The sequence below is a fragment of the Mycobacterium sp. genome (genome assembly GCF_049280035.1).
In the GTDB taxonomy this organism is placed as follows: domain Bacteria; phylum Actinomycetota; class Actinomycetes; order Mycobacteriales; family Mycobacteriaceae; genus Mycobacterium.
The window spans coordinates 1-12,070 of the sequence record NZ_JBAPPI010000347.1 but is presented as its reverse complement, the minus strand read 5'-3'; the positions used below and the strand labels follow the sequence as shown (position 1 = coordinate 12,070).

General features: G+C 66.9%; 16 protein-coding genes. 6 read left to right on the top strand and 10 right to left on the bottom strand.

The genetic code is table 11. From position 1 onward, the window contains the following. On the top strand, positions 1-440 hold a 440-nt coding region (locus WAN71_RS11720), incomplete at its 5' end, for a type I pantothenate kinase (RefSeq protein ID WP_422225487.1). 75 nt (positions 441-515) lie between these two features. Here WAN71_RS11720 and WAN71_RS11715 read toward each other — a convergent pair. The 3 genes from WAN71_RS11715 to WAN71_RS11705 form a co-directional block, all read right to left on the bottom strand. Next, positions 516-935 carry a hypothetical protein gene (locus WAN71_RS11715; protein ID WP_422225486.1) on the bottom strand — a complete coding sequence of 140 codons (420 nt, stop codon included), beginning with the start codon at positions 933-935 and terminating at the stop codon, positions 516-518. A gap of 154 nt (positions 936-1,089) precedes the next feature. Further along, positions 1,090-2,457, bottom strand: a complete 1,368-nt coding sequence (locus WAN71_RS11710) for a hypothetical protein (RefSeq protein ID WP_422225485.1) — start codon at positions 2,455-2,457, stop codon at positions 1,090-1,092. 20 nt (positions 2,458-2,477) lie between these two features. After that, the gene (locus WAN71_RS11705) at positions 2,478-3,275 is read right to left on the bottom strand and encodes a (2Z,6E)-farnesyl diphosphate synthase (RefSeq protein WP_422225484.1); all 798 of its coding nucleotides are present in this window, start codon (positions 3,273-3,275) and stop codon (positions 2,478-2,480) included. Between the two features lie 158 nt (positions 3,276-3,433). On the opposite strand from WAN71_RS11705, the gene trhA reads away from it, so the two are divergent. Continuing rightward, positions 3,434-4,111: a PAQR family membrane homeostasis protein TrhA gene (gene trhA, locus WAN71_RS11700; protein ID WP_422225488.1), complete on the top strand. Its 678-nt coding sequence runs from the start codon at positions 3,434-3,436 to the stop codon at positions 4,109-4,111. A gap of 9 nt (positions 4,112-4,120) precedes the next feature. Here trhA and WAN71_RS11695 read toward each other — a convergent pair whose 3' ends face one another. From WAN71_RS11695 to mca, 4 genes are read right to left on the bottom strand one after another with little or no spacing between them, the layout of a single operon-like run. Next, a complete protein-coding gene (locus WAN71_RS11695) occupies positions 4,121-4,492 on the bottom strand; it encodes a nuclear transport factor 2 family protein (protein WP_422225483.1) in 372 nt (123 codons plus the stop codon). 11 nt (positions 4,493-4,503) lie between these two features. Then, positions 4,504-6,504: a thioredoxin domain-containing protein gene (locus WAN71_RS11690; RefSeq protein WP_422225482.1), complete on the bottom strand. Its 2,001-nt coding sequence runs from the start codon at positions 6,502-6,504 to the stop codon at positions 4,504-4,506. Next, on the bottom strand, positions 6,488-6,790 hold the full coding sequence (locus WAN71_RS11685) for a hypothetical protein (protein ID WP_422225481.1): 303 nt from the start codon (positions 6,788-6,790) through the stop codon (positions 6,488-6,490). The genes WAN71_RS11690 and WAN71_RS11685 overlap by 17 nt, the downstream gene beginning before the upstream one ends. Further along, complete coding sequence (gene mca / locus WAN71_RS11680; RefSeq protein WP_422225480.1) at positions 6,787-7,659, bottom strand: mycothiol conjugate amidase Mca; 873 nt, start codon at positions 7,657-7,659, stop codon at positions 6,787-6,789. Before mca ends, WAN71_RS11685 begins: the two co-directional genes overlap by 4 nt. A gap of 128 nt (positions 7,660-7,787) precedes the next feature. Here mca and WAN71_RS11675 point away from each other — a divergent pair, with 128 nt between their 5' ends. From WAN71_RS11675 to WAN71_RS11665, 3 genes are all read left to right on the top strand, one after another. Then, positions 7,788-8,222 (top strand): DUF4307 domain-containing protein, encoded by a 435-nt coding sequence (locus tag WAN71_RS11675; RefSeq protein ID WP_422225479.1) that lies wholly within the window; start codon positions 7,788-7,790, stop codon positions 8,220-8,222. A 258-nt stretch (positions 8,223-8,480) separates the two neighbouring features. Further along, complete coding sequence (gene greA / locus WAN71_RS11670) at positions 8,481-8,975, top strand: transcription elongation factor GreA (RefSeq protein WP_422225478.1); 495 nt, start codon at positions 8,481-8,483, stop codon at positions 8,973-8,975. Between the two features lie 43 nt (positions 8,976-9,018). Next, positions 9,019-9,699 carry a GOLPH3/VPS74 family protein gene (locus tag WAN71_RS11665; protein ID WP_422225477.1) on the top strand — a complete coding sequence of 227 codons (681 nt, stop codon included), beginning with the start codon at positions 9,019-9,021 and terminating at the stop codon, positions 9,697-9,699. On the opposite strand, the gene WAN71_RS11660 is transcribed toward WAN71_RS11665, so the two are convergent. Together WAN71_RS11660 and WAN71_RS11655 are read right to left on the bottom strand one after the other, a co-directional pair. After that, positions 9,692-10,849: a cystathionine gamma-synthase gene (locus tag WAN71_RS11660; protein ID WP_422225476.1), complete on the bottom strand. Its 1,158-nt coding sequence runs from the start codon at positions 10,847-10,849 to the stop codon at positions 9,692-9,694. The genes WAN71_RS11665 and WAN71_RS11660 overlap by 8 nt on opposite strands. A 111-nt stretch (positions 10,850-10,960) precedes the next feature. After that, complete coding sequence (locus WAN71_RS11655) at positions 10,961-11,482, bottom strand: RDD family protein (RefSeq protein ID WP_422225475.1); 522 nt, start codon at positions 11,480-11,482, stop codon at positions 10,961-10,963. A 5-nt stretch (positions 11,483-11,487) separates the two neighbouring features. On the opposite strand from WAN71_RS11655, the gene WAN71_RS11650 reads away from it, so the two are divergent. Further along, the gene (locus WAN71_RS11650; RefSeq protein WP_422225474.1) at positions 11,488-11,718 is read left to right on the top strand and encodes a hypothetical protein; all 231 of its coding nucleotides are present in this window, start codon (positions 11,488-11,490) and stop codon (positions 11,716-11,718) included. Between the two features lie 73 nt (positions 11,719-11,791). On the opposite strand, the gene WAN71_RS11645 is transcribed toward WAN71_RS11650, so the two are convergent. Continuing rightward, a partial coding sequence (locus WAN71_RS11645; RefSeq protein ID WP_422225473.1) for an RDD family protein occupies positions 11,792-12,070 on the bottom strand: 279 nt, incomplete at its 5' end.

Here is a 12,070-nt window from a genome sequence, read left to right as displayed (position 1 = left end):
CCGGCTCGGACCACGTCTGCGCCCCGGTGTACTCGCATCTGCACTACGACCGGGTGCCGGACGCCAAGCAGGTGGTGCGCCACCCCGACATCCTGATCCTCGAGGGCCTCAACGTGCTGCAGACCGGGCCCACCCTGATGGTGTCAGACCTGTTCGACTTCTCGCTGTATGTGGACGCGCGGATCGAAGACATCGAGCAGTGGTACGTCTCCCGGTTTCTGGCGATGCGCTCGACCGCGTTCGCCAACCCGGCCTCGCACTTCCACCACTACGCGGATCTGACCGATCAGCAAGCGGTGGTCGCGGCCCGCGACATCTGGCGTTCGATCAACCGGCCGAACCTGATCGAGAACATCCTGCCTACTCGCCCCAGGGCCACCCTGGTGCTGCGCAAAGACGCCGACCATTCGATTAACCGGCTGCGGCTGCGCAAGCTCTGAGAAGACCAACCAAGCCGATGCGGAGGCGCACACCGCAACCTCTGACGGCGGCGCCCCGCACCGGCGGGACGGGAGTCACGCCGGCAGTCGGCGCACTCCGAGGTATTGCAGGTAGCCGATCAGCGCTGTGTAAACACCGCTGGCCAGCGAGGCGGCGATGCCCATCGAGGTCAACGGCAGCGCATCGGCGACCACCACGACGACCGCCGCCACGGTGAAAACGGCGTTGGCGATGACGAGGCCGATCCCGGCGCGGCGCAGATCGGGTGCTGCGGCGAGGACGAACACCACCAGCCCGTAGAGCACGAAGAACGCGCCGAGGCCGTATTCGGCGATGGAGCTCAGTCCGGTGAGCGACGAGAGCGGATCGGCGGCCGCGGCGATCATCAGGCCGGCGAGCCCGGTCACCGTTGCGTCGAGCCGCATCGCGAACCGCAACAACGAGTCGGTCGAGTCGGCGAGGGGTCGGGGGGCCAGTCCAGTAACAGCAGTCATGTCGTAACTCCTTGCGGTGTCGGGTCGATCTACTTCTGAGCGTGCCGTTCCGGGACTGCCAGATCGACGCGTGGCACTGCCAGGCACTGCCATGCGCAGGTCAACCGAATGTTCTGCGCCACGTATTCCTTGGCTAGCCGAGCTAACGGAGGATTTACGGCTCGCTGGACACGGCCACCCGGCCGCGCAGATCGGCGGCGATGAGGCGGGCCGCGGCGTTCTGCCAGTTGTGCAGCGAGCGCTGCGGCACCTCGGTGACGAACCAGTGCCAGGCTTGCCGGGCGGTCGGGTCGAGGCCTGCGGCGGTGGCATTCTGCGCGTACGCACGCACGCCCACGACGTAGGGGAAGTACAGCGCGTTGTAGTAGCGCCACTGCTCGGTGGTGCCGAAGTCGCCGCCGTCGCGTGGTTTGAGCCGCGCGACGCGGTCGGCCAGCAGAGCTTTGAGCTCGATGGCCCGCTCCAGCGGCTGGTCGGGCGCCCCGCGGGCGGCCAGCCGCTCGTCGATGGCCGGCAACGCGGTCAGCGGGCTGGCGACCAGCTTGGACAGGTCGCCGTAGTGGCCCAGCGCCCGGCGGGTGAGCCGGGCGAAGGTGTCATCGTCGAAGTCGTCAAGCGGATCGGCCGACCGCAGCGGTAGCGCGGACTGGGTGCGCCGCAACGTTTCCCGGTCGGCCCGCAGCATCGGGGATCGCGAGAACACCAGCCGGTCCAGCAGCCCGGCCAACGGGTCGGCCAGCACCTGCACCGAGGTCACGATCGCCAAGCTGGTGAACAGCAACACCGTCAGCGCTATCTGCGCCGTGGTCTGCTGGCGGGTCAACGCGATGCCGATCAGCATCTGTCCGCCGAGCAGCAAGACGACCGCGCCGGCGCCGGTGAATGAGCGCAGCATATCGGCGCGCAGCGCCTGACCCTCGTCGAACGCGTCCCACAGCGCGACCGCGACACCCAGGCCCAGCACGTCGCAACCCGTCGACGCCAGCGCCAGCCAGCTGGGCACGACGCCCAGCGGAATGATCAAAATGGCGTTCGCGAGTGCAAAGAACATCGTCGCCGTGATGACCAGACCGACCACCGGGATCTTCTGCGCCCGATGTCTCAGCGCGGCGATCATTGCGCCCAGCGTGGACACCGAGATCACCACGCACATCACCACATGGCCAAGCCGCAGCGGCCCGTCGACGCTGCCGGCCAGCGTTGCGCCGACCAATGTCAGCGCGCCGACGGCGCCGACCAGCAACACCGCACCGGTACGCGCCCGCCCGCCGTCACACGGCCTTGCCAGCTCGACGAGCACCGCGAACCAGGCCACGCCGGGTACGGCAACCAGGTAGATCTCCACGTGGCCGAGCAGTGCGGAATGCGTGATGAGCCGCACCGCATCCAGCGCCACCGCCGTCGCAAAGCTGCACAGGCCAATCGCCGAGAACGCGAGCACCGGCTTGCGCGGGTCACGGGCCAACAGATACAGCCCCAGCCACCAGCTCAGCGAGAACACCAACGCTGATAGCGCAGCCATGCTCTCAGTGTGGCACGCCGTCAGATGCCGTAGCGGCGGTGGCGCAAGCTGTAATCGCGCAACGCGCGCAAGAAGTCAACCCGGCGGAATGCGGGCCAATGCGCTTCGGTGAACCACATCTCCGAGTAGGCGCTTTGCCATAACAGGAAGCCGGATAGTCGCTGCTCCCCCGACGTCCGGATGACCAGGTCGGGATCCGGCTGCCCGGAGGTGTACAGGTTCTCCGAGATCGCGTCGACAGTGACGGCGTCGACGAGTTCCTCGCCGCTGGCTCCGTTGGCGATCTCCTTGCTCAACAATGCCCGAACGGCGTCGGCGATTTCCTGGCGCCCGCCGTACCCAACGGCGACGTTGACGTGAAATCCGGCGGTGGATGCGGTGCCCACTGTGCTTTCCACGGCGTCTCGCAGTCGTCGTGCGGGCTCCTCGCCGATCAACTCCAGATCCCCGACAGTGCGCACACTCCATCGGTTTGCCGGCGCGCAGATCTCCTCGACGACATCGGTGATGATCTCGATCAGCGCGGCCAATTCGGTGGGATCGCGTCGCAGGTTTTCGGTGGAAAGCAAATAGACGGTGGCCATTTCGATGCCGGCTTCTTGGCACCAGCGCAGCATTTCGGCGATCTTGGCCGCGCCCATCCGATACCCGTAACTGACGTCGTCGTAACCGGCGTCACGTGCCCACCGCCGGTTGCCGTCGCACAACACCGCGATGTGACGCGGCAGCGCGGGTTTGGCTGCGGCCAGGCCTTGCCGCAGCCGCAACTCGTAGAGCCGGTAGAGCGGTTCCTTGAGGCGCGGCGGGATGATCTCCACAGCGATCCAGATTACTGTGGGCGATAGCGCTTACCGGCGATCCGGCCGTAAACACAGCGAGTGATCAGGGAGGAATATTGGCCCGCGAGACCCACGTGGTCGCCGAGCCCGGCACTTCCGGGCCGGCCAACAGTGTCGGGGAAGTCGGCGGTCAGGTCCTGCAGGCTGCTACCGACGTGCTGACCAAGCCGCGGGCACGCGGCTGGATCCATTTGGTGTCGGCCGTCGTCGCGGTCGCCGCCGGCGCTTCGCTGATATCGGTGTCCTGGCCGCTGGCCGGGCTCAAAGCCGGTTTGGCAACGTTCGCCTATACCGGCGCCGTGGTGGGGATGTTCACCGTCAGCGCCGTCTATCACCGAGTGACCTGGAAATCGGCGAACGTCCGCAAGTGGATGAGGCGGCTCGACCATTCGATGATCTTCGTGTTGATCGCCGGTACCTACACGCCGTTCGCGCTGTTGGCGATGCCGCACGACGCGGGGATGCTGGTGCTGAGCGTCGTGTGGGGCGGTGCGATCGCGGGGGTGTTGCTCAAGATGTGCTGGCCGAGCGCGCCGCGCTGGGTCGGTGTACCGCTTTACCTGCTGCTCGGCTGGGTCGCCGCGTTTTACGTCGCGATGATCATGCACGTCGCCGGCGTGGCCGCGATGGTGCTCCTGGTTGTCGGCGGCGCCCTGTACAGCATCGGTGGCATTCTCTACGCGCTGCGTTGGCCCGACCCGTGGCCGAGCACGTTCGGCTATCACGAGTTCTTCCACGCCTGCACCGCGGTGGCCGCGATCTGCCACTACATCGCCGTGTGGCTCGCGGTGTTCTACGTGGGCCACCCGGCGTGATCGCCGGCGCTAGAGCTGCGTGACGTGGTCGGCCGACCAGTAGGCCTTCATCGCGGTCACCTTGCCATCGTCGCCGAACACCATCACATCGATCGGCTCGATCAGCATCCCGCCGTCGCCGGCCTTCACGGTCAACTTGAACTGGAAAGCCGCCTCGTTACCGGCCACCCGCAGTGTCACCAGCTCGCATTCCCGTTCCAGTTTGTCGACGGACGAATAGAAGCCGCGGATCGCCTGCCGGCCGATGTGCACCTCGCCGCCGACTGGGTCCTCGACGGTGGCGTCGTCGGCGAACAACTCGACCAAATCGTCAGCGCTGCCCTTAGCCAGCAAGCTGATGTAGCGGTTGACGGTGTCGGCGATCTGTTCGCGGCTCGGCATGACTGGCAACGCTACCGTGGCCTAGTCAGCGCCGCCGTCAGATCCTCGGCCGTGGTGACGGGCATGTCGCACACTTGCCCGCGGCAGAGATATGCCGCGTCAGCACCGGCCACCCGGTCGCGGCCGACCAACAGCTCCGATGACCCCGCCGCGCCGCCGACGACGATCGCCCCGCCGGGCGCCAGTCTGCGCGCGTCGGCCAGCAGCGACGATTCCACCGGGTCACAGGCCACCGCGATCTGCAACGGCCCGCGCACCGCGGATTCGGCGACCGCCAGCCAATGTCCGGCCGAGCGCGGCGCGGCGGCCAGCAGCGGAGAGTGCGCCTGCAGCGTGTCAGCCGCCGCCTGCCGGTAGCGGTCAGCGCGTTTCGCGTCGACCAGATGCGCTGCGGTCAGCAGCGCCTCGGCGATCGAGGACGCGCCCGACGGCGTAGCCCCGTCCAGCGGGTCAGCGGGCCGCAACAGCAGCTGCTCGGCATCGTCGGCGCTGTCGAACCAGCGGCCAGGCCGGTCCGGATCCGCGAAGTGCGCCAACGCAATATCGAGCAGGTCGATGGCCGTCGTCAACCAGCCGTCGTCGGTGGTCAACTGGTAGAGCGTCAGCAGCCCGGTGGCCAGCATGGCGTGGTCTTCCAGGATCGCCGCGCTCTCGCCGACCAGCCCGCCCAGGCTGGCCCGCCGCAGCCGGCCATCCACCAGGTGCAGCTCCACCAGCGCGGTCGCGCAGCGCGCGGCGGCGTCGGCCAACTCCGGCGCGCCCAACGCCACACTCGCCTCGGCCAGCGCGGTGATGGCCAGTCCGTTCCAGGCGGTGACGACCTTGTCGTCGCGACCGGGCTGCGGCCGGGTGAGCCGGGCGGCCAGCAACGCCGTCCGGACGCGTTCGAAACGGCCGGGGTCATCCGGATCGCGGGGCAACTGCAGCACCGACGCGCCGGCCTCGAAGTTACCCGTCGCAGTGACCCCGAAAACCGAAGCGGCCCAAGGGCTGTCGCCGCTGCCGAGCACTTCGGTCAGTTGCGTAGGCGTCCAGACGTAAGTCGAACCCTCCCGGCCGTCGGCGTCGGCGTCCAGCGACGAGGTGAACATGTGGGCTTGAGCCAACTCGTCGAGCAGGAAACGTGCGGTCTCCGCGGCGACCCGGCGCGCTAACTCGTCCCCGGTGCGGCGGGCCCAGTGCGCATAGCCGCGCAGCAGTAGCGCGTTGTCGTACAGCATCTTCTCGAAATGCGGTACCACCCAGGCGCTATCGACGCTGTAGCGGGCGAACCCGCCGGCCAGCTGGTCGTAGATTCCGCCACGGGCCATCGCGGTGCCGGTACGGCGAACCGCATCCAGCGCGCGCGGCGAGCCGGTCCGTTCGTAGCTTCGCAGCAGCGCCTCGAGCAACGCCGACGGCGGGAATTTCGGTGCCCCGCCGAAACCGCCGCGCGCGGTGTCCTCGTCACGCAGAATCGCGGCGACGGCGTCGTCACACAGCGACTCCGCCACTTCCGGGCCGCCACCAGGCAATCCCCCAGCCATTGACTGCAATTCGCTTGCGATGTGATCGGAGGCCTGCTCGACCTCGTCGCGACGATCGCGCCAGGTACTGTCCACCGCCGAAAGCAGCTGCAGGAACCCGGCTTTGGGATAGTAGGTGCCGCAGAAGAAGGGCCGGCCGTCGGGTGTCAGGAAACATGTCATGGGCCAGCCACCCTGCCCGGTGAGCGCGACGGTGGCATTCATGTAGACCGCGTCGATGTCGGGCCGCTCCTCGCGGTCGACCTTGACGCACACGAACCCCGCGTTCATCGCGGCGGCCACCTCGTCGTCTTCGAACGACTCGTGCGCCATGACGTGACACCAGTGGCATGCGGCGTAGCCGACCGAAAGCAGGATCGGCACATCGCGTTCGGCGGCCTCGGCCAGCGCCCGCGGCGACCATTGCTGCCAATGCACCGGGTTGTCGGCGTGCTGGCGAAGGTAGGGGCTGGCGGCCCCGGCGAGCAGGTTAGCCGCTGGGCTCATGGGGGAAGCGATCATCGGCGGGCCCCGGTGTCGGCTTGTCGGCGCCGATCGTCCCGTCGTCGACCGCCTGATCCGGGCCGGGGTTCTGCGGGTCGAAGGACTCCGGCAGTTTGCGCAGGTGCCGGTTCATCGAGCGCACCAGAAACAGCAGGCTGATCAACAGCAGCACCACCACCAGCAACCCGAACGGGCTGGCTTTGCCGAAATCCGGTCCGCTGTTGTGTGGCGCCCCGTCAGCCTGCAAGTCGGCGAGCACCCGGATCGCGGCAACCGCAAGCGGGTTCACTGCTCCGGCTCGATTCCGGCCAGCAGATCGTTTTCGGGAAGTCGCACCGGAACACGTGAGCGCGCCAGCTCGAACTCTTCGGTGGGCCATAGCCGCTGCTGCCATCCGATCGGGGCCGCGAAGAAATCCCCTTTCGGGTCGATCTGGGTGGCGTGGGCACGCAGCGCGTCGTCACGTTGACTGAAATACGCCGAGCACTCGATCCGGGTGGTCACCCGGTCGGCGTGCACATCGTGCGCGGGATCCCAATGCTTCAGCCACTTCTCGAACGGCCCGGTCTGGCCGTGCTTGGCGAATTCGTCCTGCAGCATCTGCATCCGCTGGCGCAGGAAGCCGTGGTTGTAATACAGCTTGGGCACCGTCCACACCGGGCCCGCGTCCGGAAACCGCCGATAGTCACCGGCCGCCTCGTATGCGGCGACCGAGACCTGATGGCAACGGATGTGGTCGGGATGCGGGTAGCCGCCGTTCTCGTCGTAGGTCGTCATCACATGCGGGCGGAACTCGCGCACCACCCGCACCAACGCCTCGGTGGACACCTCCAGCGGGGTCCGCGCGAAGCAATCCTCGGGCAGCGGTGGCGGCGGATCGCCCTTGGGCAGGCCGGAATCGACGAAGCCCAGCCAGGTGTGTTCGACGCCGAGGATTTCGGCTGCCTTGGCCATCTCGTCGCGGCGGATGTCGGCGATGCGACCGTGCACTTCGGGTAGGTCCATCGCCGGGTTGAGGATGTCACCGCGTTCGCCGCCGGTCAGGGTCACCACCAGTACGCGGTGTCCCTCGTCGGCGTAGCGGGCGAGGGTGGCAGCGCCCTTACTGGACTCGTCGTCCGGGTGGGCGTGCACCGCCATCAACCGCAGTTCGCTCACGTGCTCCCTGTTCCGTGTGCTGTTCTTTTCGTCACGTTGGTCTGTCGGGCCTATAGTTCCAGTCCTAATAGTTTCATCCCGGATAGCGGGGCCCGAAACCTGACTACCCCGCACGTACCGCGAGACACATGAGCAAAGCTTCCCTGCAGCCGCCGCGCACCCGCTACGGGCATGGCCAAATGCCCCGCGCGTCGCGGCGCCGGGTCGTCCTTGCGCTGGCTGGGGCCGGTGTCGTCGCCGGAATCGTGATCGCGGTCATCGGCTATCAACGGTTGGGTCGCAGCGAAGTCGTCGGCACGCTGGCCGGGTATCGGCTGATCGATCAGGAGACGGTATCGGTAACGATCAGCGTGACGCGGTCGGACCCGTCGGCGCCGGTCGACTGCATCGTGCGGGTGCGCGCGAAAGACGGCAGTGAGACGGGTCGACGTGAGGTGCTGGTTCCCCCAGCATCCGAAGCGACGGTCCAGGTGACGACGATCGTCAAGTCCAGCAAGCCGCCGGTGATGGGCGACGTCTACGGCTGCGGCACCGACGTGCCGGGCTACCTGCGTGCGCCCTGACCGCGCGCGCTTCTCGCCACCCCTGGCAAACACCCAACTGCGAAAAGGTACTCGGCACCGGCCGCGACGGTGGTAAGCTGTTCGGATGCACGGTTCCGGCTGGGACCGTGTATTGCTGCATTAGCGGCCGTATGGGCCGCGCAGGGGTACACCCGACTACTGGGGTCGGCAGTACACGCGGTGGGCCCGCCCGGCAGCAAGACGGACAACCTGCGAACGCGGATGCCGCGGAACCGACACCACAAGGAGCACGACGAGATGACGGACACTCAGGTGACCTGGTTGACCCAGGAATCACATGACCGACTCAAGACTGAGCTCGATCAATTGATCGCGAACCGTCCAGTCATCGCCGCGGAGATCAACGACCGCCGCGAGGAGGGCGACCTGCGCGAGAACGGCGGATACCACGCCGCTCGCGAGGAGCAGGGCCAGCAAGAGGCCCGCATCCGTCAGCTGCAGGACTTGCTCAACAACGCGAAAGTCGGCGAGGCGCCCAAGCAGTCCGGCGTGGCGCTGCCGGGTTCGGTGGTCAAGGTCTACTACGACGGCGACAAGTCGGACAGCGAGACGTTCCTGATCGCCACCCGCCAGGAGGGCGTTAACGACGGCAAGCTCGAGGTGTACTCCCCGAACTCGCCCCTGGGCGGCGCCCTGATCGACGCCAAGGTCGGTGAGACGCGCAAGTACACCGTGCCCAACGGCAACACCGTCGAAGTGACGCTGGTCAGCGCAGAGCCGTACCACGGCTAACTAGGGCATCGGTCGGGGACACAGGGCGGGATCACATCGGCTGATGGCGCGCATCGCCGAGGATTTGGCCTTGCTCCTGCTCGACAACGCATCAGCTCAGCCGGCGCTGGACCGGGCCCGCCATGGGCGTGTGCTGTCCGCGGCGGTGCTGCTGGACTTGGCGCATGCCTGCCGGATCCGGCCGGCGGTGGACTACGAGCAGGTGCAAGCCGGTCAGCTGGTCGCGCTAATCGGGCCGGAGCCAACGGATCCCGTGGTCGCACCCGCGCTGCAGATGTTGCTGCACCGCCCGATGAGCCCGGCTGCCGCGATCGCAAAAATGCGCCGCCAGACCACCGGCGTTGTGCTGTCACAGTTGGAGCATGCCGGTCACATCCACCGGGTTCGACTGCAGGGCAACGGCTTGCGGCGGGTGTACGCGTGGCCGCTGCTCGATCGGACTCGAGTCGACGCAATTCGCGCGACGCTGATATCGGTGTTGTTGGACCACAACAGCCCCGATCCCGCGATGGCGACACTGATCGCGCTGCTGCATACCGTCGATGGCCTGAGCGCGGTGCTCAGCCTCAACGAACGCGCCTGGGAGTGGGTGCTCAACCGGGCGGGTGATATCGCCAGCGGTAGTTGGGTGCGCGAGTCCGAACCAGAACTGGCCGAGGTCAACCTGGCTGTGACGACCGCGGTCATCCGTCAGGCGCTGGCCCCGCGCAGCGGGGTCAGCTGAGCGCCTGGTCGAGATCGGCTATCAGGTCGGCGATGTCCTCGATGCCAACCGACAGCCGCACCAGATCGTCCGGCACCTCCAACTGGGAACCGGCGGTCGATGCATGGGTCATCGCGCCGGGATGCTCGATCAGCGACTCGACTCCACCGAGCGACTCGGCCAGGATGAACACCCTGGTGTTGGCGCACAGCGCCTCGGCGGCGCTGCGTCCGCCCCGCATCCGTACCGACACCATGCCGCCGAAGCCGCGCATCTGCCGCGCCGCGATCTGGTGACCGGGATGAGCGGCCAGGCCTGGATACAGCACCGCGCTAACAGACGCGTGCCCGGCGAGGAATTCCGCGACGGCAGCGGCGTTTTCGCTGTGCCGCTGCATTCGCAGCACCAGCGTCTTCAGGCCGCGCATGGTCAGGTAGGCATCAAACGGTCCCGGCACCGCACCGGCCCCGTTCTGCAAGAACGCAAACGCCGCGTCCAACTCTTCGTCGTTGGTAATCAGGGCTCCGCCCACCACGTCGGAGTGGCCGCCGATGTACTTGGTGGTCGAATGCACCACGATGTCGGCGCCGAGCGTCAACGGCTGCTGCAGCGCCGGTGATGCAAACGTGTTGTCCACCAACACTTTCGCGGACTGCTCGGCGCCCAGCTCGGCGATTGCCGCGATATCGGCGATCGACAGCAGCGGGTTGGTGGGTGTTTCCACCCAGATCAGCCGGGTGCGCGGGGTGAGCGCTGCGCGGACCGCGTCGAGATCGGACAGCGCCACCGGGGTGTGCTGCACACCCCATCCGGTGAACACCTTGTCGATCAGCCGGAATGTTCCGCCATAGGCGTCGTCGGGGATAACCACATGGTCGCCGGGGCGCAGCACCGCCCGCAGCGCACAGTCGCTGGCCGCCATGCCGGAACTGAACGCCCGGCCGAACCTGCCGTCCTCGACGGCGGCCAACGCGGTCTCCAGCGCGGCGCGGGTCGGGTTGCCGGTGCGCGCGTACTCGAATCCGCTGCGCAGACCACCGACCCCGTCCTGGGCGAAGGTGCTGCTGGCGTAGATCGGGGCGTTGACCGCCCCGGTCAACGGGTCAGGTCGGTAGCCGGCATGGATGGCCTTGGTGGCGAGCCCGGCGGCCTCGAAGTGCTGTTCGCTCATCGACGATCAGCCTAACGACCGCCGTCCAACACTATTCGGCGCCAACCGCATCACACCGGAGTATCTGGTCGGACTGCGGTCAGCGCTTTCCAGTGGACCCTTCTGACGGGTCTAGCGCGGTCGGCGTATGACGAGGTCGTGGGCTACTTTGTCCTGCCAGCCCTGCAAGCGGCCCGAGTTGTCGAAAAGCACCGACAGATAAACCACGATTATCCCGATACCACAGGCGAGGTTGCCCGCGAAGAAAATGAGCCAGCGGAGAAACGAACCGCTGAGGCCAAGCACTTCGCCCGTGCTTTCATTGACCACTTTGATCGACAGCGCCATCTTCCCTAATGTCGCGCCGCGCAAGCCCACCATCAGCCACTCGTATAGGAAGCCGACTACCATCAGGATCCCCAGCAGCAGGAAATACCCGGCCATTCCAGCGGCAGAAGGCTCGTAGGTGGTGTTGCCGTACTGGTCGGTAACGGGCTGGGCAGTCGACGCCATATCTGCCACGCCGACCGCCTGGATTGCTACGTAAACGACGCCGATGAGGACCCCGTCGATCAATCTGGCGAGAAAGCGCTGGCCAATTGACGCGACCTCGACCGGACCGACCCCGGGAATCTCGACATACCCGCTCGACACTTGCGGTGGGTAGCCGCCCGCGGGTGGCGGTGGCGGCGGGTAACCGCTCGGCGAAGGCGGTGGGTAACTACCGGGAGGCGGCGGTGGGTGGCTACCGGGGGGCGGCGGTGGATAACTTCCCGACGGTGGCCCAGGCGGTTGCTCAGTCATCGGCTCATTCCTTTGCGGAGCTGAATTTGCTGGGTAAACAGTGCTGCGTACGCTACCCGAGTAATGCCGCAAAGGAGGGGTACTAACGGAAGTTGCGGTTGTTGCTGGCTAGCGCGCTGCGCTGTTCACGTATCGACGGTCAGCCCGGCAATGTGCGAGCTACTCGACTGTGGTCGAGTCCCGGTTTCGGAGTGGCAGGCAAACCGTACCCATGATTTTGTCAGCCAGCGTTTGGCGTTTGGCGGTCCAGAGCGGAAACAGGTAGCCGAGGTAGAAAGGCACCGCGTCGACGACGTGGCTGATCTGGCGCAGCACGGACATTCCGAAACCGATTGGCTCTCCGGTGTTCTCGCTGACGACTTTGAACTTCAGCACCGACTTACCGATGCTCGATCCGCCTACGCCCTGGCGGTAGCCGTAGTTCCAGACCAAATAGAC